This is a genomic window from Mesorhizobium sp. WSM4313, from assembly GCF_002294725.1.
In the GTDB taxonomy this organism is placed as follows: Bacteria; Pseudomonadota; Alphaproteobacteria; order Rhizobiales; family Rhizobiaceae; genus Mesorhizobium.
This window is the reverse complement of the sequence record NZ_NSFT01000002.1, coordinates 387,758-408,252: the sequence shown is the minus strand read 5'-3', so window position 1 is coordinate 408,252 and position 20,495 is coordinate 387,758. Positions and strand designations below refer to the sequence as shown.

At 63.9% G+C, this 20,495-nt stretch carries 23 protein-coding genes; 5 read left to right on the top strand and 18 right to left on the bottom strand.

Annotation, left to right across the window (positions count from 1 at the left end; genetic code table 11):
* Positions 1-13: 13 nt before the first annotated feature.
* The 3 genes from fabI to fabA form a co-directional block, all read right to left on the bottom strand.
* Positions 14-826, bottom strand: coding sequence for an enoyl-ACP reductase FabI (gene fabI / locus CK219_RS06635; protein ID WP_095765954.1), 813 nt, complete (start codon positions 824-826; stop codon positions 14-16).
* A 30-nt stretch (positions 827-856) separates the two neighbouring features.
* A complete protein-coding gene (fabB, locus tag CK219_RS06630) occupies positions 857-2,077 on the bottom strand; it encodes a beta-ketoacyl-ACP synthase I (RefSeq protein ID WP_095765953.1) in 1,221 nt (406 codons plus the stop codon).
* A gap of 115 nt (positions 2,078-2,192) precedes the next feature.
* A complete protein-coding gene (gene fabA, locus CK219_RS06625; RefSeq protein WP_095765952.1) occupies positions 2,193-2,708 on the bottom strand; it encodes a 3-hydroxyacyl-[acyl-carrier-protein] dehydratase FabA in 516 nt (171 codons plus the stop codon).
* Positions 2,709-2,957: 249 nt separating this feature from the next.
* Between fabA and irrA the strand changes: the two genes are divergently transcribed.
* A complete protein-coding gene (gene irrA, locus CK219_RS06620; protein ID WP_095766194.1) occupies positions 2,958-3,389 on the top strand; it encodes an iron response transcriptional regulator IrrA in 432 nt (143 codons plus the stop codon).
* Between the two features lie 9 nt (positions 3,390-3,398).
* Positions 3,399-3,779: a DUF4260 domain-containing protein gene (locus tag CK219_RS06615; RefSeq protein ID WP_095765951.1), complete on the top strand. Its 381-nt coding sequence runs from the start codon at positions 3,399-3,401 to the stop codon at positions 3,777-3,779.
* A gap of 140 nt (positions 3,780-3,919) precedes the next feature.
* On the opposite strand, the gene CK219_RS06610 is transcribed toward CK219_RS06615, so the two are convergent.
* Positions 3,920-4,477, bottom strand: a complete 558-nt coding sequence (locus CK219_RS06610; RefSeq protein WP_095765950.1) for an SH3 domain-containing protein — start codon at positions 4,475-4,477, stop codon at positions 3,920-3,922.
* A gap of 270 nt (positions 4,478-4,747) precedes the next feature.
* On the opposite strand from CK219_RS06610, the gene CK219_RS06605 reads away from it, so the two are divergent.
* On the top strand, positions 4,748-5,749 hold the full coding sequence (locus CK219_RS06605; protein WP_095765949.1) for a D-glycerate dehydrogenase: 1,002 nt from the start codon (positions 4,748-4,750) through the stop codon (positions 5,747-5,749).
* Positions 5,750-5,756: 7 nt separating this feature from the next.
* On the opposite strand, the gene CK219_RS06600 is transcribed toward CK219_RS06605, so the two are convergent.
* The 6 genes from CK219_RS06600 to dnaN all read right to left on the bottom strand — a co-directional run bounded on the left by CK219_RS06600 (position 5,757) and on the right by dnaN (position 11,177).
* Positions 5,757-6,170 (bottom strand): DUF126 domain-containing protein, encoded by a 414-nt coding sequence (locus tag CK219_RS06600; RefSeq protein WP_095765948.1) that lies wholly within the window; start codon positions 6,168-6,170, stop codon positions 5,757-5,759.
* On the bottom strand, positions 6,167-7,420 hold the full coding sequence (locus CK219_RS06595; protein WP_095765947.1) for an aconitase X catalytic domain-containing protein: 1,254 nt from the start codon (positions 7,418-7,420) through the stop codon (positions 6,167-6,169). Before CK219_RS06595 ends, CK219_RS06600 begins: the two co-directional genes overlap by 4 nt.
* Positions 7,417-7,905, bottom strand: coding sequence for a GNAT family N-acetyltransferase (locus CK219_RS06590; RefSeq protein WP_095765946.1), 489 nt, complete (start codon positions 7,903-7,905; stop codon positions 7,417-7,419). Before CK219_RS06590 ends, CK219_RS06595 begins: the two co-directional genes overlap by 4 nt.
* A gap of 4 nt (positions 7,906-7,909) precedes the next feature.
* Positions 7,910-8,665, bottom strand: coding sequence for a molybdopterin-synthase adenylyltransferase MoeB (locus tag CK219_RS06585; protein ID WP_095765945.1), 756 nt, complete (start codon positions 8,663-8,665; stop codon positions 7,910-7,912).
* Between the two features lie 92 nt (positions 8,666-8,757).
* Complete coding sequence (gene recF / locus CK219_RS06580) at positions 8,758-9,918, bottom strand: DNA replication/repair protein RecF (RefSeq protein ID WP_095765944.1); 1,161 nt, start codon at positions 9,916-9,918, stop codon at positions 8,758-8,760.
* A gap of 140 nt (positions 9,919-10,058) precedes the next feature.
* On the bottom strand, positions 10,059-11,177 hold the full coding sequence (gene dnaN, locus CK219_RS06570) for a DNA polymerase III subunit beta (RefSeq protein ID WP_095765942.1): 1,119 nt from the start codon (positions 11,175-11,177) through the stop codon (positions 10,059-10,061).
* On the opposite strand from dnaN, the gene CK219_RS31085 reads away from it, so the two are divergent.
* A complete protein-coding gene (locus CK219_RS31085) occupies positions 11,176-11,394 on the top strand; it encodes a hypothetical protein (protein WP_141245307.1) in 219 nt (72 codons plus the stop codon). The genes dnaN and CK219_RS31085 overlap by 2 nt on opposite strands.
* Here the strand turns inward: CK219_RS31085 and dnaA are convergent.
* The 5 genes from dnaA to CK219_RS06545 form a co-directional block, all read right to left on the bottom strand.
* The gene (gene dnaA / locus CK219_RS06565) at positions 11,378-12,925 is read right to left on the bottom strand and encodes a chromosomal replication initiator protein DnaA (protein WP_095765941.1); all 1,548 of its coding nucleotides are present in this window, start codon (positions 12,923-12,925) and stop codon (positions 11,378-11,380) included. The genes CK219_RS31085 and dnaA overlap by 17 nt on opposite strands.
* A gap of 843 nt (positions 12,926-13,768) precedes the next feature.
* Positions 13,769-14,035, bottom strand: a complete 267-nt coding sequence (rpsT, locus tag CK219_RS06560; RefSeq protein WP_095765940.1) for a 30S ribosomal protein S20 — start codon at positions 14,033-14,035, stop codon at positions 13,769-13,771.
* A 306-nt stretch (positions 14,036-14,341) separates the two neighbouring features.
* A complete protein-coding gene (locus CK219_RS06555; RefSeq protein ID WP_095765939.1) occupies positions 14,342-15,115 on the bottom strand; it encodes an enoyl-CoA hydratase in 774 nt (257 codons plus the stop codon).
* Positions 15,116-15,161: 46 nt separating this feature from the next.
* A complete protein-coding gene (gene mutM / locus CK219_RS06550; RefSeq protein ID WP_095765938.1) occupies positions 15,162-16,052 on the bottom strand; it encodes a bifunctional DNA-formamidopyrimidine glycosylase/DNA-(apurinic or apyrimidinic site) lyase in 891 nt (296 codons plus the stop codon).
* Positions 16,045-17,283, bottom strand: a complete 1,239-nt coding sequence (locus CK219_RS06545) for a phosphopentomutase (RefSeq protein WP_095765937.1) — start codon at positions 17,281-17,283, stop codon at positions 16,045-16,047. The genes mutM and CK219_RS06545 overlap by 8 nt, the downstream gene beginning before the upstream one ends.
* Positions 17,284-17,417: 134 nt before the next feature.
* Here CK219_RS06545 and CK219_RS06540 point away from each other — a divergent pair, with 134 nt between their 5' ends.
* The gene (locus tag CK219_RS06540) at positions 17,418-18,356 is read left to right on the top strand and encodes a PhnD/SsuA/transferrin family substrate-binding protein (RefSeq protein WP_095765936.1); all 939 of its coding nucleotides are present in this window, start codon (positions 17,418-17,420) and stop codon (positions 18,354-18,356) included.
* A 3-nt stretch (positions 18,357-18,359) separates the two neighbouring features.
* Here CK219_RS06540 and CK219_RS06535 read toward each other — a convergent pair whose 3' ends face one another.
* The 3 genes from CK219_RS06535 to CK219_RS06525 form a co-directional block, all read right to left on the bottom strand.
* Positions 18,360-18,977: a TadE/TadG family type IV pilus assembly protein gene (locus CK219_RS06535; RefSeq protein WP_095766193.1), complete on the bottom strand. Its 618-nt coding sequence runs from the start codon at positions 18,975-18,977 to the stop codon at positions 18,360-18,362.
* Positions 18,978-19,014: 37 nt separating this feature from the next.
* Positions 19,015-19,578 carry a TadE/TadG family type IV pilus assembly protein gene (locus CK219_RS06530; protein WP_224637974.1) on the bottom strand — a complete coding sequence of 188 codons (564 nt, stop codon included), beginning with the start codon at positions 19,576-19,578 and terminating at the stop codon, positions 19,015-19,017.
* A gap of 170 nt (positions 19,579-19,748) precedes the next feature.
* Positions 19,749-20,171 (bottom strand): pilus assembly protein N-terminal domain-containing protein, encoded by a 423-nt coding sequence (locus CK219_RS06525; RefSeq protein ID WP_095765934.1) that lies wholly within the window; start codon positions 20,169-20,171, stop codon positions 19,749-19,751.
* Positions 20,172-20,495 lie beyond the last annotated feature (324 nt).

Below are 20,495 nucleotides of genomic sequence, written 5' to 3'. Positions count from 1 at the left end.
TCGCCGCCGCGAACTATTCCCGCGTGCCGTCGTTCTGCTTCAATTCCTCCAGTGCCGGCATCGAAACGATGTGATAGCCGGAATCGACATAGTGGATTTCACCGGTGACGCCCGACGACAGATCGGAAAGCAGGTAAAGCGCCGAGCCGCCGACTTCGTCGATGGTCACGGTGCGCCGCAAAGGCGAGTTGCGCTGCTGGTAGGAGAACATGTGGCGGGCATCGGACACGCCGGAGCCGGCCAGCGTCCGCACCGGCCCGGCCGAGATGCCGTTCACCCTGATGCCGCGCGGGCCGTAGTCGTTGGCCAGGTAGCGCACGCTGGCTTCCAGCCCGGCCTTGGCGACGCCCATGACGTTGTAGTTCGGCATCACCCTGACCGAGCCGGCATAGGTGAGTGTGATCATCGAGCCGCCATTGCCCATCAACGCGGCGGCGTTGCGGGCGATCTCGGTGAAGGAATAGCAGGAGATCACCATGGTGCGCACGAAGTTGTCGCGGCTGGTGTCTGCATAAAGGCCCTTCAGCTCGTTCTTGTCGGAAAAGCCGATGGCGTGCACCACGAAATCCAGCCCGCCCCAGGCCTTGCCGAGGGTCTCGAAGGTCGCGGTGACCGAGGCGCTGTCCTCGACATCGCAGGGCACGATCAGCGAGGCTCCCACTTTCTCGGCCAGCGGCTTGACCCGCCGCCCGAAGGCGTCGCCCTGATAGGTGAAAGCGAGCTCGGCCCCGTGTTCCGACAGCTTCTTGGCGATGCCCCAGGCAATCGAATGGTCGTTGGCAACACCCATGACAAGCCCGCGCTTGCCCTTCATCAACCCTTCCATGCCTGGCAATCCTTATGAAAAACGCTGGTCTTATGCGGAATAGCGCTGGAAAATCAGCGTTGCGTTGGTGCCGCCGAAACCGAAGGAGTTGGACAGGACGGTGTCGATCCTGGCGTCGTCGATACGCTTGCGCACGATCGGCATGCCCTCGAATTCCGGATCGAGCTCCTCGATATGGGCGCTCTCGCCGATGAAACCGCCCTGCATCATCAGGATCGAATAGATCGATTCCTGCACGCCGGCTGCGCCCAGCGAATGGCCGGTGAGCGATTTGGTCGAGGTGATGTAAGGCATCTTGTCGCCGAACACCTCGCGGATGGCGCCCATTTCCTTGGAATCGCCGACCGGCGTCGAGGTGCCGTGGGTGTTGATGTAGTCAACCGGCGAAGACACCGTGGCAAGCGCCTGGCGCATGCAGCGGATCGCGCCTTCCCCCGAAGGTGCGACCATGTCGTAGCCGTCGGAAGTCGCGCCGTAGCCGACGACCTCGGCGTAGATTTTGGCGCCGCGCGCCTTGGCGTGCTCCAGTTCCTCCAGCACCAGCACGCCGGCGCCGCCGGCGATGACGAAACCGTCGCGGTTGACGTCATAGGCGCGCGAAGCGGCCGATGCGTTGTCGTTGAACTTCGACGACATGGCGCCCATGGCGTCGAACAGGTCAGACATGGTCCAGTCGAGGTCCTCGTGGCCGCCGGCAAACATCACGTCCTGCTTGCCCCACTGGATGAGCTCATAGGCATTGCCTATGCAATGCGCGGAGGTCGAGCAGGCCGACGAGATCGAATAATTGACGCCGTGGATCTTGAACCATGTGGCCAAGGTGGCCGACGCCGTCGACGACATGGCTTTCGGCACGGCGAACGGGCCGATACGCTTGGGGCTGTTGTTCTTGATCGTGGTTTCGGCCGCTTCGACGATGGTGCGGGTCGAAGGCCCGCCGGAACCCATCACGATGCCGGTCCGCTCATTGGTGATGTCGCCTTCGCTTAAGCCGGCATCGGCGATCGCCTGGTCCATGGCGACGTGATTCCAGGCGGCGCCTTGGCTCAGGAAGCGCATGGCGCGGCGGTCGATCATCGGGGTGGGATCGAGCGTCGGCGCGCCCCAGACCTGGCAGCGGAAGCCGTGTTCGGCGAAGGAATTGGAAAAGCTGATGCCTGATTTGGCATCGTAAAGCGAGCTCTGCACCTCATTGGCATTGTTGCCGATCGACGACACAATGCCGAGCCCTGTCACTACGACCCGTCTCATTCGCAACTCCTTCCCGCGTATTCGGGCGAAAGACCTAACCGGCTTCGCCCTTGATCATACGCAAACAAACTGACATGGCATCCGTTGGCTACGCGGGCGCCGTGGCGGAAAACGGTCAGGCGGCCGGCTGCTTGGACAGGCCGACCTTCAGATCCGTAGCCGCGTATATGGGTTCGCCATCCGCCTTGAGCCACCCATCGGCGATGCCGAGCACCAGGCGGCCGCGCATCACGCGCTTGAAGTCGATGCCATATTCGACCTTCTTCACCGACGGCGTCACCATGCCCTTGAACTTCACCTCGCCGGTCGAAAGCGCCATGCCCTTGCCCGGTTCGCCCAGCCAGCCGAGATAGAAGCCGGTCAACTGCCACATGGCGTCGAGGCCGAGGCAGCCCGGCATGATCGGGTTGCCGATGAAGTGGCAGGCGAAGAACCACAGGTCCGGCTTAATGTCGAACTCGGCGCGGATGAAGCCCTTGTCGAAAGCACCGCCGGTCTCGCTGATCTCGGTTATGCGGTCGAACATCAGCATCGGTGGGTAGGGCAGTTGGGCATTGCCTGGCCCGAACAGGTCGCCGCGGGCGCAGGCAAGCAGTTCCTCGTAATCGTAGCTGGACTTTTGACCCGCCATCAAATTTCTGTCCCCGTGTTCCTTCGCGGGCGGCAGGGCGCCCTTCTCGTTGGTTTCCTAACACACTCTGTTTGCGGGCGGAAACCGGCGTTTGCGCTTAACCCGTGCGCCTGCCCGGGTCAATGCGCGCTATTGATCGCATTCGGACTACAGAATATATGTCGGCTGATGTCCGGTTTTGGCTTTTGACGTCTTTTTGCCATTCTGGACCTGTTGGTGGGCTGGGCAGCAAAGCTTCGACGCGAAGAGATGGATTCGGGCTACAGGAAGGAAAATGTCGCTGTGGACAAGCGGGTTCGCGAAGCCGGCCTGAGGCCGACGCGCCAGCGCATTGCGCTGGCCGACCTGCTTTTCGCCAAGGGCGACCGCCACCTTTCGGCCGAGGAACTGCACGAAGAGGCGATCGCCGCCGGCGTGCCGGTTTCGCTGGCGACGGTCTATAACGCGCTCCACCAGTTCACCCAGGCCGGACTGCTGCGCATCCTGGCGGTCGAAGGCTCGAAAACCTATTTCGACACCAACACCTCCGACCACCATCACTTCTACGTCGAGGGCGAGAACCGGATTTTCGATATCGAGAGCGGACCGGTGACCGTCTCCAACCTGCCGGCGCCTCCGGAAGGCATGGAGATCGCCAATGTGGACATCGTCGTGAGGCTTCGCCCGAAGCGCGGCAACTGATCCGTGGTGATGCGGCCCGTCGATTTGATTGTCCGGTTTGAATGGATCACCGTCGCCGCGTTGGCTATCGTTTGCTATGCAGTCTCCGGCTTTTCCTGGTGGCTGTTTGCGCTGCTCATCCTCGCGCCGGACCTGTCGATGCTGGGCTACCTCGCCGGACCAAGCGTCGGCGCCGTCACCTACAACGCCTTGCATATCCTGATCGCCCCGCTCGTCCTGCTGCTTGCGGGCGCGTTGCTCGCCGGCCCGATCACCACCGCCGTGGCGCTGATCTGGATCGCGCACATCGCCATCGACCGTGCCCTCGGCTACGGCCTCAAGCTGCCTACCGGTTTTCAGGATACGCATCTCGGCCGCATCGGCCGCCAGCAGGACGGTGTGTCCAGTTAGGCTGTGTTGAGATTCAGGTCAGGCCGAGTCGAGAATGGCGGTTTTCGAGAACCGGAGCGGAGCGTACTTAAAGTACGTGAGCACCGGAAGCGCAGAAAGCCGGCATTCGCAGACCGGCCTCACCTGAATCTCGACGCAGCCTAGTTCTTGACCTTCTCGCCGGGATAAGCGCCCCACACCTGCGACTGCGCCATCCAGCCGGTATGGCCGTCGAAGGTCATCTCGCACCATTGACCGTCGCATTTCTTGATCGAGCCGATCACGCCCGGCTCGATGATGGCGATGACACCCGCATCCTTGTCGGGCTCGTCGAGAAGGTTGATTCGCCCGCCCTTGCCGCGCTGCCAGGGCGCAACGATCGCGGTGCGGCGGCCGGAGAGCAGCGACTGGTTGATCCAGCCTTCCGAGCCGTCGGCATCGCGCACGCGGCGCCATGTGTCGAATTCCTGGATGACTTCCATCGGCAGGCCGGCCTTCAGATACATCCAGTTGACGGAATAATTGGCGCCGGGGCCGACGCGCGAGTTGACCCGGGCCGGCTTGAGGCTGACGAAACGCGGCAGCGGCAGCCCGCTCGGGCCAAGCGTTATGGTTTGCGCCGGCGCGGCCGCGCTTTGCGCGAATGCCTGCGGCGCGCAAAGCAGGGCGCCAAGAATGGCTGCACTGAAGGCCAGGCGAAGCGACGCGAAACCAGACACTTTCGTTCCTTTCGGCGCCGGTCCGTGCGGATGAGCGCCCCTTTTTCTTTGTCTTCGGCGGCACCGCTTGTTACAGGAGTGGACTGATGCCGCGACTGGCTGCAAGTTTCGCCGGTCTTGGTTAAAGAGGTCTCAACGAGATCGGTTTCGAGAGCATGATCCCGAAAAGTGGGAACCGGTTTTCGGAAAAGATCATGCTCCTACAAAGAGTAGGATCAGGATGACGATTCGACGAAACGTCATCCTGATCGAAGAAGCTTCGGGGATAAAATGGCAGGCAAAAAACGGCCCCTCGTCGTCATCACGCGCAAGCTGCCCGATCCGGTCGAAACGCGCATGCGCGAGCTGTTCGACGCAAGGCTGAATGTCGAGGACCGGCCGATGACGCAGCCGGAGCTGGTCGCAGCGGTCAAGGAAGCCGATGTGCTGGTTCCCACCATCACCGACCATATCGATGCCGCGCTGATCGCCCAGGCCGGCGAGAACCTCAAGCTGATCGCGAATTTCGGCAACGGCGTCGACAAGATCGACGTCGCGGCGGCCGCCAAGAAAGGCATCACCGTCACCAACACGCCGAACGTGCTCACCGAAGACACCGCCGACATGACCATGGCGCTGATGCTCGCCGTGCCGCGCAGGCTCGCCGAAGGCGCCAATGTGCTGACGGGCGAGAAGAAATGGGCCGGCTGGTCGCCGACCTGGATGCTCGGCCGGCGCATCTGGGGCAAACGTCTCGGCATCGTCGGCATGGGCCGCATCGGCACGGCGGTCGCCAGGCGGGCCAAGGCCTTCGGCCTATCGATTCACTATCACAACCGGCACCGCGTGCTGCCGGCGGTCGAGGAAGAACTGGAGGCGACCTACTGGGAAAGCCTCGACCAGATGCTGGCCCGCATGGACATCATCTCGGTCAACTGCCCCTCGACGCCGGCGACGTTCCACCTTTTGTCCGGCCGTCGGCTCGCGCTGATGCAGCCTTCGGCCTACCTCGTCAACACCGCGCGCGGCGATATCATCGACGAGGAATCGCTGATCAAGCTCATCCATGACGGCAAGATCGCCGGCGCCGGCCTCGACGTCTACGAACATGAGCCGGCGCTGAACAGCAAGCTGTTGAAGCTCGCCGCCAAGGGCAAGGTGGTGCTGTTGCCGCATATGGGCTCGGCCACGCTCGAGGGCCGCATCGACATGGGCGAGAAGGTGATCATCAACATCCGCGCCTTCTTCGATGGCCACCGTCCGCCGGATCGTGTCCTGCCGCTGAGGACCTGAAAAAGCTTTAGACGGCGGCGCTCACTGCCCCGTCCGAAGCGACCGTGACGGCGGCTCCGCGGTAGTTGTCGAACGCGCCGCGTTCGAGCCTCACCGCCATCGGCGTTTCCCATCCCATCTCACGGGCTACGATCAGGCCGAGCAGCAGGATGGCGTCCGGCTCGTGCAGCACCAGGGCGGCCGGTGCGCGGCCGTTGTGGACGAGCTCCATCAGCACCGCCGAAGCGGATGACGAGCCGATCGTGCCCGGCAGGAACAGAACCCGGCCGGCGATGACTTCGCCATGCTGCGGGTGGCGAACGTCGGCGATACGCCCGGTCCTGGGGTCGACGCCGCCCCAGAAGCTGATCGGCGCCGTCAGCACCAGCGCGTCGCCTTCTCCCGCCTTGCCCGGCACCAGGATTTCGGCCCTCGCGCTCATGCCGCGATATCCGTGAAGACCGGCTTGCCGAGGACCGCGCTTTCGACGCAGTCGGCGAGCGAGGCGTAGAGCACCGCATAGCCGGTGTTGCCCGGCGCGTAATGCGCGAACTTGCCCGAATTGGTCATCAAAACGCCGCCGGCGAGGTCCGGCATGATCGGCGTCACCACCACGCAGGTGTCGGCGACGATGACGACGCCGCTGGCTTCGAGCCGCTTCCGCTGGCCGTCCTGCTCCAGCAGGGCAAGCGCATGGCGGCCGGTGCAGGCGTAGATCGGCACCGCGAGCCACCGTCCGGCGATCAGCCGCTCCAGGTTGTCGAACTCGGCGTGCGACAGATGCGGGCTGCCGATCGCCACCGCATCGATGGTCTTGGTCGCGGCCGCGGTCGACAGGCCGGCACGGGCCGTCGCCACCATGGCGGGTGTCACCCGGATCACCGCTTCCGGCTCCGGCCCGGCCAGAATGGCTTCGACGTCGGGAGCCTCGGGCGTCACGCCGGCAATGTGGAACAGGCCGACCGCACCGGACGATGCGGCCGCCGCGCCGAAGGCTTTCAGCGCGTCTTCGCCGGGATGATCCGTCACGCCGGTGACGACGGCGATGGCGTTGCCCACCTCGCGGCCATAGAGGCTGCCCAGCACCGGCCAGGCGATCTCCGAGGCAAGGAAGGACGGCGACAGGCGCGAGACATCGAAAATGAGCCGCGCTCGGCGGTTCTCCGTCCGATGCAGGCCGTAGTCAGGCGCTCTGGCAGTGATGGCGCAGGCAATGTCCAGGAAATCGCCATAGCGGTTGGTGCGCGCGCCCAGTACCGAATTGCAGAAGACGACCGCGTTGGACTCCCCCCAGGCGACGTCGCTGCCGAGCGCGGGCCTGTGTCCGGCCTGGTACGGGGCGCAGGTCCAGCTCTGCTCGCAGCCCAGCTTGCGATAGGCCTCCATCATCCGCCGTGCCATGCCGCGCTGCGGCTCCTCGAGGCGGATGTGCGAGCAACCCATCAGGTCGAGCGCCCCGACATTGAGCGTCGAGCGCACCGCGACCTTCGCACCGCCTTCGACCAGTTTTTCAGCGAACAGCGTGCCGGAATCGCCGTGATACAGAGCGCCATCGATATGCGTGGAGGCGATCGGGATCAGTCGCGGCGCGCCGAGCAGCCGGGCGCTTTCGGCGACGATGCGCATCGCCATGCCCGCGCCGTCCCGGCCGGCGGCGATCGCCCGTTCTTCCGGGCTGAGGACCAGGCTCAAGACAGCACCTTGCGCATGGTGATGGAGGTCGGCCTGTCATAGCCCGCATGCGCCGTGCGCTCGGTCTCGCGGAAGCCAAGCCGGGCGAAGGCTGCATGGTTTGCGGTCAGTTCGATACGGGTCTGCAGCTCGATTGCATCCATGCCGCGCTTGCGGGCAAGATTCTCCACCGCCCGCATCAGCCGGGTTCCGATGCCTTGGCCCTGCAGCCGTGGCTCGACCGCCAGCTTGCCGACATAGAAATCCCGCGACCGTTCCAGGGCGAAGACACAGCCGACGATGCGGCCGTTCTCTACGGCCAGAAACCCCGTCTCCCGCTTCGCCTTCGCGGCAAGCGCCTCGGCGGTCAAAAGATGCGCCGAGGAGGGCGGGTCGATGACGCCGTCCATATAGGCGAAGGCGCGCCGGATCAGCGCGAGGAGGTCGTCCCACCGATCGAAATCCGCTGGAAGGCCGGTTATGGAGATGCCGACGTTCTGGTCCATGCGTTCAGACGGCCTTGTAGCGGATAGTGTCGAAGCGGGCCGTCAGCCCGTCATAGAGCAGCAGCCGACCGATCAGCGGCTCGCCTATGCCGGTGATCAGCTTGATCGCCTCCATCGCCTCCAGCGTGCCGATGACGCCCGTCAGCGCGCCGACGATGCCGGCGACCGCGCAGGACGGCACCAGCCCTTCGGGCGGGGCTTCCGGAAACAGGTCGCGATAGCTGGGATTGCGCTTGCCGTCGGCGCCAGCCTCGAACGGCTTCAGCACCGTCACCGAGCCGTCGAAGCGCCCGACGGCCGCTGTGACGAGGGGTTTCTTCTCGCCCGCGCAGGCATCGGCGACGGCGTAGCGCGTTTCAAAATTGTCGGAGCCGTCGACGACGATATCGTAGCGGGCGACGAGAGCAGGGGCATTCTCCTCCGTCAACCTCAGGCGATGCGATTCCACCGTGACGTTGGGATTGATGCGCATGATCGCTTCCCGCGCGCTGTCGGTCTTGGCCATGCCGACCCTGTCGCTGCCATGGATCACCTGCCGTTGCAGGTTGGACAAGGAGACGGTGTCGTCATCGACGATGCCGAGCGTGCCGACGCCAGCGGCGGCAAGATATTCGAGCACCGGCGCGCCGAGCCCGCCGGCGCCGATCACCAGCACCCGTGCCCGTTTCAGCTTCTGCTGGCCCGGCCCGCCGATCTCCGGCAGCACGATGTGGCGGGCGTAGCGTTCGAGCTCTTCGTCGGTGAGGGCGGCGTCGGTCATGGCTGGACCATATCGCCGTGGCGAGGCCTTGTCAGTAAGCGCAAGGCGCGGCCTTGTCGCGTATACGCAGGTGCAGAACTCGCTTCAAAAGGTCAGCCGGTCGGCTCGACGTTGCCGTGATCGACGGTCAGGAACAGCGCGCGGCCAGCAAGGCTGGAGAATAAGGCGGCATCGGTGCCGGTCATGAAGGCCTGGCAGTTCAGCTCTTCCAGAATGGAAAACAGCGCCGCGCGCCGGCCCGCGTCGAGATGCGCGGCGATCTCGTCCAGCAGAAGGATCGGCGTGAGTCCCGACATCTCGCCGGTCAGCCTGGCATGCGACAGCACGATGCCGACCAGCAGCGCCTTCTGCTCGCCGGTCGAGCAAAGCTCGGCCGGCATCGACTTCGGCCGGTGCCGCACCACGAGATCGGAACGATGCGGGCCGTCCAGCGTGCGGCCGGCGGCGCGATCGCGCTCGCGGCCATTGGCAAGCGCGCGGCGGAAGCGCTCCTCAACATCGACGGCCGGCGCGGCGGCGACCTCGCTCTCCAGGTCGCCGGCAAGGCTGATGTCAGCCTGCGGAAACGGTCCGCTGCCAGGCAATCTGTCGATCATGGCGGCAAGCAGCCTTATCAGCTCGGCCCGCGCCGCGGCGATCGCCACCCCGGTCTCGGCCATCTGCGTCTCGATCGCGTCGAACCAGGCGCCGTCGCGGGAGCCTTCAGTAAGCAAGCGGTTACGGCCGCGCATGGCTTTCTCATAGTCGAGCGCGCGCTGGCCATGCCCGGGATCGATCGCCAGCACCAGCCGGTCGAGGAAGCGGCGGCGGTCCGCCGCCGGCCCTGGAAACAGCCCGTCCATCGCCGGCGTCAGCCACACGACCCGCAGCCATTCCAGCATATCCTCGGCCGATCGCGCCGGCGCGCCGTTGATCCGCACCTTCCTGCCGCCTTCGCCGGCGGCGTCTCCGCCGGAAATTCCGGTGCCGATCTCGACCTGGCCTTCCGGCCCCTCGATGCGCGCATGCAAGGCGAAGCCGCCATCGCCGCCTTCGCGCGCCACATCGCCATAGGGCGCGCGGCGCAGGCCGCGGCCCGGCGTCAGCAACGAGATCGCTTCCAGGAGATTGGTCTTGCCGGCGCCATTGTCGCCTGACAGCACCACCGCGCCGGGCGCGAGCTCGAGCGACAGCGTCGCGTAATTGCGAAAATTCGTAAGTATAAGCTTACTTACATAGCTCTGCTGCCGAAGCTGTTTCGCATCCGAGTTCACGGCGACACATCAGGTCCGTCAGAGCAATTCCAGGAAAAGTGCACAGCGGTTTTCCGTCCGGAATTGCGAAAGACAAAGGCGCAATTCCGGGAAAAGTGCACAGCGGTTTTCCGTCCGGAATTGCGTCAAGGTGACTGAGCCTAGACCCGCATCGGCATCAGCACGTAGAGCGCGGTCTCGTCGGCCATGTCGTGGATCAGCGTCGGCGAGCCGGCATCGGCCAGCATGAATTTCGCCTCCGTGCCGGTGAGCTGGGCCGCGACGTCGAGCAGATATTTGGCGTTGAAGCCGATCTCGATCGGGTCCGACGAGTAGTCGGCCGCCAGTTCCTCGGTGGCGCTGCCCGAATCCGGATTGTTGACTGCGAGCGTCACCTGGCCGTCATTGATCGAAAGCTTCACCGCCCGGCCGCGTTCGGAGGAAATGGTCGAAACGCGGTCTACCGCCGCAGCGAAGCTCTGCCGGTCGATGATCAGCTTCTTGTCGTTGCCGGTCGGAATGACGCGCTGATAATCGGGGAAGGTGCCGTCGATCAGCTTCGAGGTCAAAACGACGCTGCCGATGGTAAAGCGGATCTTGGTGTCCGACAGCTCCGTGGTCACCGCCACGTCGGGATCGTCGACCAGCTTCTGCAGCTCGCTCACCGTCTTGCGCGGAATGATGATGCCGGGCATGCCTTCGGAGCCTGCCGGCGCGTCGATCTCGGCCCGCGCCAGGCGGTGCCCGTCGGTCGCCACCGAGCGCAGCTTCAATTTGCCGCCGACCTCATGCGTGTGCAGGAAGATGCCGTTGAGATAATAGCGCGTCTCTTCGGTGGAGATGGCGAATTGCGTCTTGTCGATCAGCCCTTTGAGCGCCGCCGATTCCAGCCGGAAGATATGCGAGAACGAACCGGCCGAAAGCTCCGGGAAGTCGGATTGCGGCAGGCACTGCAGGCGGAAGCTCGAACGACCGGAGGTGACGGTCATCGCGTTGCCGTCCTCGTCCGTCTTCAGCATCACCTCCGCGCCGTCGGAAAGCTTGCGCACGATGTCGTAGAGCAGATGCGCCGGCACCGTCGTCGCGCCGCCGCGCTCGACTTTGGCGGGCGTCGCCTCCGTCACTTCGAGGTCGAGGTCGGTCGCCTTCATCTCGAGGCTGGCGCCCTCGGCGCTGAGCAGCACGTTGGACAGGATCGGTATGGTGTTGCGCCGCTCGACCACGCGGTGGACGTGGTTGAGGGACTTCAAGAGATTTGACCGTTCCAGGATAACACGCATGACGAAACAGGCTCGCTTCAAGAATGAACAGGTCACCGGCAGGCGGCATCCCGTGAAAGCTCTGAAAGGCTTTCAGAATCTCCGTAAGCTGACAGTAAAAAGCCCGCAAACGCAAGCCCGCGGCGCCGGTTCCGACCGGCGGCGCGGGCTTTCTGGGGATAAAGCCGGCGAAGCGTGCCGCCGGCTGTTTGTGCGCTCCTTCAGGCCTGGTCGTTGATCAGCCTTCTGAGCAGTTCCAGTTCCTGCGCCAGCGTGTTGTCCCCGCCCGAAAGGTCCTCGATCTTGCGCACGGCATGCAGCACGGTCGTGTGGTCGCGGCCGCCGAACCGCCGCCCGATCTCCGGCAATGAGCGCGGTGTCATCACTTTCGACAGATACATCGCAACTTGCCGCGGCTTGACGATCGTGCGCGTGCGCCGATTGGACAGAAGCTCGGTCTTCGACACGTTGTAGTGGCGCGCCACGATGCGCTGGATGTCCTCGATGCGCACCCGCTTCGGCTCGCCGGAGCGGTAGATGTGGCCGAGGATCTCGTCGATGCGGTCGATAGTGATCTGCGGCTCGAAGGACTGGCGGAACAGAAGCTGGTTGAAGGCGCCTTCGAGCTCGCGCCCGCTGCCGGTCACCGTGCGCGCGACATGCTCCAGGATCTCGTCCGAGATGTCGAGCGAGGTGTCATCGGTCTTGGTGCTGGCGCGGCGCAGTTTCAGCATGCCGAGCCGCATGGCGAAATCCGGCGCCGACATCTCCAGCGCCACGCCGCCATTGAGGCGCGAACGCACGCGCGGCTCCAGCGATTCCAGTTCCGAGGGCGGCCGGTCGGCCGCGACCACCACCTGCTTGGCGCTGTCGAGCAGCATGTTGATGAGATGGCAGAATTCGTGCTGGATCGACTTGCCCTGCAAGAACTGCATGTCGTCGATGATCAAGAGATCGATATCGCGCAGCTGCTCCTTCAGCGTCAGCGCGTTGTTGTCGCGGATCGCGGTGGCAAAGCGCCACATGAAATATTCCGCCGTCAGGTAGACGACGCGCGACTTCGGGTTTTGCCGCAGCGATTCCGCGGCGATCGCTTGCAGGAGGTGCGTCTTGCCGAGCCCAACGGTCGCGTGCAGGAAAAGCGGGTTGAAACGTACCGCGCTGGACTGCGATTCCGCCACCGCCCTGGCCGCTGCGAAGGCCACCCTGTTCGACGGCCCTTCGATGAAGGAGGAGAATGTGTAACGCGGGTCAAGCGGCGACCCCAGCACATTGTGGCGGAACTCCGGTTCCGCTGACACGCCCTGGCGGGGCGCCGGCGCCCGTTGCTCCACACGCCCGGCGCTCGCGGTGCCGTTGGCAAGCGCGGTATGCGTCTGCTTGGTCATCTTGCGCGCCGGCGCGATCTCGGGCTCGACAGGATTGCGCCCCTGGCGCGTTGCGGTGCGCACGACGATCTCGATCTTGAGGACGTCGGCATCCTCATGGCGCCACAGCTCCGCGATAAGCTCGAGGTAATGGCCGTTGATCCAGGACCGCAGGAAGGCTGTAGGCACGGAGATGCGAACGACGCCGCGGGAAGCCTCGGCGACCTTCATGCGACCGAACCAGCTCGAATAGACCTCGGCTCCAAGACGCGCCTTCAGCTGGGCCTTGACCCGTTCGAACTTCTGTTCCGCGTCGCTGGATACCGCCACGTCGCCCCCTCCGACAAAAGTTGCTGGAAATGGGAGCTCGCCCGCTATCTCCCTTTCAATGCCGCTCTGCATGATCAAAGTCCCTTTGTCTTCTCGTACCTTTTTCCGCCGGGGATGCGCCTCCTGCATCCTTGGTCCGGCGACCCTCATTCAGCCGCGATGCCATTGCCGCCGCCGGCAACAATCGTCGCAACTCGCGCAAGGGACCAGCTGCCGGCTCCGCACGCCGGCCACCGACAAAGACAAGTCAATACCTCACCCTCCGGCGAAAACGCCGGCGAGACATCGACTGCCATGTACAATTACGCCAGTCCCCTACCCGCACCGAAGAGACAAACCAAGCCGTACGCGGAATTGCTCCACGTCATGAATTCCGCCATTTTGTGCTGGCCGATTCAGGCTGGGTCAGGGGCTAGAGCCCGTCCCTTCGATGGATGGACATTACCGAAATCGCTGTGGATAGGGCAAGGCCACATCTAACGGTTTTTTAACGAATCTGGTTACCGGACGGGGCCCAAAATCGGGAGCTGCGCCGGCACGTTTTGACAAAGCCATTGTGATTCAAACCCTTTTCCGGCGAATATGAAAAAGGCCGCCCGAAACGAAATATTCTGAAATAATTGTCTTGACAGCTACTTCTCCCCCGCCGCTCGACCTTAAGCTGAACAAGCTGTGGACGACCGGCTGTAAGCCTCTGAAAAGACTGCGGATTTTTTGCCAGGCAAATTTAGGCAGTTGCCGCGGGGAGGGCGTTCCGCTGTCAGCGGCGTTGAATATGCCGGCAAAACATTACTGGCGTTGGAATCACGTCGCGAGCGTTGCTCTCGAGCAATTTTTTTAAGTACTTGCCGGCAAACGAAAAAAACCCGGTCTATGCGACCGGGTTCAACATCGATGGAGTAAGGATTAAGTCGGTCAGGCTGACAGCGTCTTAACCCGCTGGGCCAGCCGCGAAACCTTGCGGGAAGCCGTGTTCTTGTGAACGACGCCCTTGGTGGCGGCGCGCATCAATTCAGGCTCCGCCGCCTTGAAGGCTGCCACCGCCGCGGCCTTGTCGCCGGCGGCCAGCGCCTCTTCGACCTGGCGCACATAGGTGCGGACACGCGAGCGACGGTTCTTGTTGATCGCCGCGCGGCGGGCGATCTTGCGCGTTGCCTTTTTGGCCGAAGACGTGTTGGCCATGATGCCTCTCTTCCGATCTGGTGGGCGCCAGCGGGTGCCGCAGGGCGCAAAAAACAAACGGGCAGCCACAGGCCGCCTCGGTTGGTGCGGCTTATAGTTCAGCTTTTCCGGCGCGTCAACGCCACTTGGCGGTCTTTTTGGAGACTGAAAGCGCGTCACGTCATGACCCGCCTTTAGACATTGGGCAAGGTGCCCTAGAGCCGGATGATTTCAGGTCGAGCCGACCTGAAATCTGAATCCGGCTCTAAATCAAAGAGAGAGCATGATGTCGTCCGAAAACCGCTCCACACTTTTCGGCATCATGCTCTAGCGGTTGGTGAAATTCGGCTTCCGCTTCTCCACAAACGCGGCCATGCCTTCCTTCTGATCGTCGAGCGCGAACAGCGAATGGAACAGGCGGCGCTCGAAGCGCAGCCCTTCGGCGAGCGTCGTCTCGTAGGCGCGGTTGACCGCCTCCTTGGTCATCATGACCGACGGCAGCGAGAACTCGGCGATCTTGGCCGCCGCCTTCAGCGCCTCCTCGGCGAGCTCGGCGACCGGCACCACCCGCGAGACAAGTCCGCTGCGCTCGGCTTCGGCAGCGTCCATCATCCGCCCGGTCAGGCACATGTCCATTGCCTTCGACTTGCCGACGAATCGGGTCAGCCGCTGCGAGCCGCCCATGCCCGGCATGACGCCGAGCGTGATTTCGGGCTGGCCGAACTTGGCGTTGTCGCCGGCGATGATGAAATCGCACATCATGGCCAATTCGCAGCCGCCGCCGAGCGCATAGCCCGCGACCGCCGCGATGATGGGCTTGCGCATGCGCGTGAATTCCTCCCAGCCGACGAAGAAGTCCTGCGTGTAGGCGTCGGCGAAGGACATCGCCTGCATTTCCTTGATGTCGGCGCCGGCGGCAAACGCCTTCTCCGAGCCTGTAAGCACCATCGCGCCGATCTCGGGATCGGCATCGAACGCGCTCGCCGCCGCCACGACCTCCGCAAGGACCTGCGAATTCAGTGCATTGAGCGCCTTGGGCCGGTTCAGCGTGATCAGCCCGACCTTGCCGCGTGTTTCCACGATAACGGTTTCATAGGCCATGTTTCGCTTCCTTCCGCGGCAGTGGGACGATCGATCCGTTCCTAGCTTACCGCTGACAGGCCCGGCAATAGAAGGTCGAGCGGCCGCTTTGCACGATGCGCTCGATGTGGCCGCGGCAGCCCGGCTTCGGGCATGGTTCCCCCTCGCGATCGTAGACTGCGAAGGAATGCTGGAAATAGCCGAGCGACCCGTCGGCTTGGACATAGTCGCGCAGCGAGGAGCCGCCGGCGGCGATCGCATCGGCGATGACCGAGCGGATCGCTTCGGCAAGGCGCGCGCTTTGCTCTTTCGCCTTCTTGGCCGACCCGGCGATGGTGCCGGCTTCGCGCAGCGGCGAGAGGCCGGCGCGCCACAAGGCCTCAGCCACGTATATATTGCCGAGTCCGGCGATCAGCCGCTGGTCGAGCAGCGCTGCCTTGAGCGGCGATCTGCGACCCTTCAACAGCGAGGCGAGCAGGGGACCGCCGAGCGCGTTGCCAGTTGGCTCGATGCCGAGCCCCGCCAGCATCGGATGCGTGTCCGGCGCTCCTTCGGCAAACAGCATGAAGCCGAAGCGGCGCGGGTCGTTGAAGATGACGCGGGAGCGCTCGTCACTCGGAGAGACGACGTCGAACACGACATGGTCGTGCGCCGCACTTTTCGGTCGCTCGTGGTGGAAGGCGCCGGGGACGTCGCTGCTTTCCGCGGCTTCGATCCGGAACGACCCCGACATGCCGAGATGGCAGATGAGAACCGGACCGTTTTCGATATGCATCGTCAGGTATTTGGCGCGCCGGCCAAGCGCCGTAACGGTCTTGCCGGCAAGCCGTTCCGAAAAGCGTTCGGGGAAAGGAAAGCGAAGGTCGGGCCTGCGCGCCTTGACCTTGACGAGCCGCGCCCCTTCCAGGACCGGCTGCAGCCCGCGCCGGACGGTCTCGACTTCGGGCAGCTCAGGCATGGCCGCCTATCATCGCAAGGAACGATGTTCCGTGGCGACCGGCAGCCAGGCCGAGGTGGTCCGCGACGGTTTCGCCGATATCGGCGAAGGTCGGCCTGAGCCCGATGTCGCCGCCCCTCAGTCCCGGCCCGATACCGATCACCGGAATGCGTTCGCGCGTATGGTCGGTGCCGCGCCATGTCGGATCGTTGCCATGATCGGCCGTGAGGATGAGCAGGTCGCCAGGCCTTATCCGCGACAGCGCCTCCGGCAGTCGGCGGTCGAACGCTTCGAGCGCTCCGGCATAGCCGGCGACGTCGCGCCGGTGACCGAACTCGGTATCGAAATCGACAAAATTGGCAAAAACCAGGTCGCCGTCGCCGGCATCGTCCATCGCGCCGAGCGCCTTGTCGAACATTGCCATGTTGCCGCCGGCCTTGCGCACTTCCGAAATGCCGCGATGAGCGAAGATATCGCCGATCTTGCCGACGGCGATGACCTTGTTGCCGCGCCCGGTCAGCCGGTCGAGCAGGGTCGGCTCCGGCGGCGGCACCGCATAGTCGCGGCGATTGTGGGTGCGCTGGAACGTGGCCGGCGTCTCACCCACGAATGGCCGAGCGATCACCCGCCCGATCTTGAGCGGCTCGACCAGCCGACGTACCGTGAGGCAAAGCTCATAAAGCCGCTCCAGGCCGAAATGCGTCTCATGCGCGGCGATCTGCAGCACGGAATCGATCGACGTGTAGCAGATCGGCTTGCCGGTGCGGATATGCTCTTCGCCGAGCCGCTCGATGATCTCGGTTCCGGGTGCATGGCAGTTGCCGAGGATACCCGGCAGCTTGCCCTCGCGGATGATGGCGTCGGTCAGTTCGGCCGGAAAGGCGGGCACCGTATCGGGGAAATAGCCCCAGTCGAAACGCACCGGCAGGCCGGCGATCTCCCAGTGGCCGGAGGGCGTGTCCTTGCCGCTCGACACTTCCTGTGCGGCTCCATGAAAGGCCGAGGCGACCGGCGGCGCGTCGATACCGGTTTTCAGTCCCGTCGCGGTTTGCGCCGCCCGGCCAAGTCCGAGCGACATCATGTTGGGCACGGCGAGCGGCCCTTTGCGCAAACCTTGCCGATCTGCACGACCATCGGCGCAAGCCTGAAAAATATGCCTGAACGTGTCGGCGCCGTTATCGCCATAGCGTTCGGCGTCGGCCGCGCCGCCGATGCCGAAAGAATCGAGAACGAACAGGAACGCGCGCGCCATGGGTATCTTTATTGTGAGCCTTGATCGCCAGACATAAGGTTCCCCGGCGGCGTTGGCAAATCGGAAACCAAACCGCAACGGCTTGGCGCCATAGTTGCGGCGAGGCGCGGATGCGGGGCGGGAGCGTGGCAGGTATGGCAAGGCGCGGCAAAACCGCGACAAGGCAAGCCGTGAAGATGTGCGCGGCCGCTCTCGCGGCCTTAGGTGCCGCCTCCTCGCCGGCACGCGCCGACTGGCGTGGCGACATCGGCACGTTCCGCATCGGCATCGTTGCCGAACCAGGCGGCGGCAACACCGTCCCGGGGCTCGCGCGCCTGACCGACGCCTATGCCAATGCGCTCGGCATGACGGTCGAGTTCGTCGTTGCGCGCGACTACGCGGCGCTGATCGAGGCGCAGGCGAGCGGGCGCGTGCACTATGCGATCTATTCCGCTCTCGCCTATGCCACGGCCTCGGAGCGCTGCGGCTGCGTCGAGCCGCTGGTGGCGCCGGTCGATGCCGACGGCGCCGTCGGCATCCGTTCCGTCCTGGTGACGCGCGACGGCCGGCTTGCGGACCTTGCCGCCATGGCTTCGCACCGGATCGCGATAGCGCCGGCCGAAAATGTCGGCGGCGCGCTGCTGCCGCTGACGGCGCTGCCGGCTGAAGGCGTCAACATCACCCGGGGTTCGCCCTTCCTGGCGCGCGCCGCTTCAGCCACTGCGGCCGAGACGATGCTCGCCGGCGGCGAAGCGGACGCCCTGTTCGGCTGGGAACCGGCCGATGCCGACGGCCGATCCACCCGTTCCGGGGGCACCGTCGCGCGGCTGGAGGCTGCCGGCGTCCCAGAGGCGTCGCTTCGGGTGTTGTGGACCTCGGGCCTCTTGCGCTACGGGCCGCACGCCGTCCGCAACGATATCGATCCCGAGGCAAAGCGCCGGCTGACGGTCTTCCTGACCAATCTCAAGTCCCAGACGCCCGACATATACGATCTGCTGGAGGCCGCGCATACCGGTGGCTTTGTGCCGGCGGCGTCCAAGGACTACGCTATGGCCACGGCCATTGTGCGGCAGGCGTCCGACGGCCGGGACTGACCGTCAGCAGTCGCTGCAGGGGATCGTTGGGCTCCGGCGAGGCCGGAGATAATAAGTCTCGCTCATATTTATGTGGCTGAAGGTCGACAACAGTCCAAGCGCCTTCTGCTGGTTGTTGTTCTCGCTCCAGGCGATGACGGGCACATAGCCGAGGTCGCTTTCCACGCGGACCAGGAAAGTGTTGCGGATTTTCAGCGTCGAAGGGACGGTCGTGGTGTCGCCGGGACTGGCATCGACGCTGTAGGTGTTGCCCACCAGCTTGCGCGACCACGCCACCTTCACTGTCGGCGACGCCTCGTCGGAGATCTGTATGCCCGTGATGATGATCGTTGGACTTGAGCGATTGTAGGGCCGAAGCGTCGATATGCCGATCTTCATCATTGCATCGAGGTTAGCCTTCACGACGGCCTGCTGCTGCGTGACGAGGTCCGCAACCATGCTGCCGATGCGGCTGACCTTCTTGCCGGTCTCGATGGCCTGCGAGGCCTCCATCGTGATGAAATACATGATCAGGAGCACCGGCACGATGAACGCGAACTCGATCGCCGCGATGCCGCGGCGATCGCGGCAAAACCGCTTCACCTTCGCCGAAATGCCCCGGAGTGCCCCCGCACTATGCATATAGTCCTCCACGCCGCGGCTTAGCCGTCGAGCAGTCTCAATTGTCGTCGAACGGTTCGTTCTGCCAGGTCACCGATGCGAAATGCAGCGTTTTCTTGTCCTTCAGATTTGCCATCGACTGGGCCAGAAAATCGGTCATCACCGGCCATTTGTAGAACACCCGCAGCATGTTGATGGACTCTGCCAATCCGGGCGAGACGGTTGGGGTCGTCGAGTTCGTCCCCTGTGTAAGCACGATATCTCCATCCACGATCTTGAAGCCTGCCGTGGCGGCGTCGGCGAAACTCGGATATTCGCGCAGATCGACCAGCAATCCCGGGCAGTCCTTGGCCACCATGATCTCAAGCCTGCTGCAGATCAGCTGCTTGATGGAGGCTTCGGTGACGTTCGACTTCTGCAACTGCCCGGTCCGCAGCTGGCGGGCCACGTCGTCGGTGACGTTGGCCATCACCTCCTGGCCGGCGAAAGAAATGCAGCTCTCGAGGATGGCGAAGACGAGAAGCGCGAACGGGATGGCCAGCATCGCGAATTCCATCGCCGTGCTGCCGCGCCTGTCGCTGAAGAAGCCGGGGCGGACTCTGACCCGCGCCCTGTTGTCCATGCCGTTGCCGGGTGTGGCATCCTTGCTCATATTGCGTTCCTGCCGATCCCCTTTGCGGTACCGGCGGCAGGGTTAGCGATAACCCATTGAGTTCCGGTTTTGATGATCGTTAAATTCGTCGGGCAAGCTTTAAGCCGTCTTTAATGCCCGTAGGTTCGCCCTCTCAGAGCTTAGTGCCCGGCGCTCATTTCGGCTTCGGAAGTTTTCTCGGCCTCGCTCTTGAATGCGCTCTCGCAATAGGGCGTGCAGGACATGGTCTGGACTTCGGCGCGTCGGTAGATGCGCACCGAGGAGGCGGCTTGTCGCACGACGGTCACCTGTTCGTCGATGATCGGGCTGCCTTCCGAATCGAGCACGACCAGATTGGTGACACCGAAGCCCTTGCCGGTGAGAACGATGGTCGAGGCGTCCTGCACGGAGGCGTCGGCGATTGCCGGATTGCCGATGACGACCGTATCGGCCCCGCGTGACAATTTGACGATCTTGGCCTGGTTCATGGTGACTTCTATACCCGCGCCGGCGCTGGCCGGCATGACCAAGGCAGCAGTTGCCAGCAGCGCGGCGACTGGAAACAGCGATCTCGACAAGGTCATTGAAGCGCTCCGGCAGGCAGATTCTTCAACGGAACATGAACGAGATTGGTGAAGTAACGGTTAAACCGGGCCCGCCATGATTAAGGATCGCCTGCATGGTGCGCCATGCGTCCATGGCGCTTACTGTTTTAGGAATATTGCACAAGCGCCGGTTTCTCGGGAACTCGGACCTCTGGCGATGTTTAGGCCACGGTTAACCACGCAGTGCGTTCGCCACCGGAAAGGAATCGGTAAGGCTGTTTATTAAGCCGATCGAAACGGCTTCTCCCTAGATTTGCGCCATCCGATCAACCCGGAAGAGAAGTTGACGGTAGTGCTGTAACA

Bases quoted from the DNA above. Each gene is read 5' to 3' on its own strand.
- fabI (WP_095765954.1), bottom strand. From the start codon at position 826: ATGGAAGGGTTGATGAAGGGCAAGCGCGGGCTTGTCATGGGTGTTGCC.
- fabB (WP_095765953.1), bottom strand. From the start codon at position 2,077: ATGAGACGGGTCGTAGTGACAGGGCTCGGCATTGTGTCGTCGATCGGC.
- fabA (WP_095765952.1), bottom strand. From the start codon at position 2,708: ATGGCGGGTCAAAAGTCCAGCTACGATTACGAGGAACTGCTTGCCTGC.
- irrA (WP_095766194.1), top strand. From the start codon at position 2,958: ATGGATTCGGGCTACAGGAAGGAAAATGTCGCTGTGGACAAGCGGGTT.
- CK219_RS06615 (WP_095765951.1), top strand. From the start codon at position 3,399: ATGCGGCCCGTCGATTTGATTGTCCGGTTTGAATGGATCACCGTCGCC.
- CK219_RS06605 (WP_095765949.1), top strand. From the start codon at position 4,748: ATGGCAGGCAAAAAACGGCCCCTCGTCGTCATCACGCGCAAGCTGCCC.
- CK219_RS06600 (WP_095765948.1), bottom strand. From the start codon at position 6,170: ATGAGCGCGAGGGCCGAAATCCTGGTGCCGGGCAAGGCGGGAGAAGGC.
- CK219_RS06590 (WP_095765946.1), bottom strand. From the start codon at position 7,905: ATGGACCAGAACGTCGGCATCTCCATAACCGGCCTTCCAGCGGATTTC.
- CK219_RS06585 (WP_095765945.1), bottom strand. From the start codon at position 8,665: ATGACCGACGCCGCCCTCACCGACGAAGAGCTCGAACGCTACGCCCGC.
- CK219_RS31085 (WP_141245307.1), top strand. From the start codon at position 11,176: ATGACGAAACAGGCTCGCTTCAAGAATGAACAGGTCACCGGCAGGCGG.
- dnaN (WP_095765942.1), bottom strand. From the start codon at position 11,177: ATGCGTGTTATCCTGGAACGGTCAAATCTCTTGAAGTCCCTCAACCAC.
- dnaA (WP_095765941.1), bottom strand. From the start codon at position 12,925: ATGCAGAGCGGCATTGAAAGGGAGATAGCGGGCGAGCTCCCATTTCCA.
- rpsT (WP_095765940.1), bottom strand. From the start codon at position 14,035: ATGGCCAACACGTCTTCGGCCAAAAAGGCAACGCGCAAGATCGCCCGC.
- CK219_RS06555 (WP_095765939.1), bottom strand. From the start codon at position 15,115: ATGGCCTATGAAACCGTTATCGTGGAAACACGCGGCAAGGTCGGGCTG.
- mutM (WP_095765938.1), bottom strand. From the start codon at position 16,052: ATGCCTGAGCTGCCCGAAGTCGAGACCGTCCGGCGCGGGCTGCAGCCG.
- CK219_RS06545 (WP_095765937.1), bottom strand. From the start codon at position 17,283: ATGGCGCGCGCGTTCCTGTTCGTTCTCGATTCTTTCGGCATCGGCGGC.
- CK219_RS06540 (WP_095765936.1), top strand. From the start codon at position 17,418: ATGGCAAGGCGCGGCAAAACCGCGACAAGGCAAGCCGTGAAGATGTGC.
- CK219_RS06535 (WP_095766193.1), bottom strand. From the start codon at position 18,977: ATGCATAGTGCGGGGGCACTCCGGGGCATTTCGGCGAAGGTGAAGCGG.
- CK219_RS06530 (WP_224637974.1), bottom strand. From the start codon at position 19,578: ATGGACAACAGGGCGCGGGTCAGAGTCCGCCCCGGCTTCTTCAGCGAC.
- CK219_RS06525 (WP_095765934.1), bottom strand. From the start codon at position 20,171: ATGACCTTGTCGAGATCGCTGTTTCCAGTCGCCGCGCTGCTGGCAACT.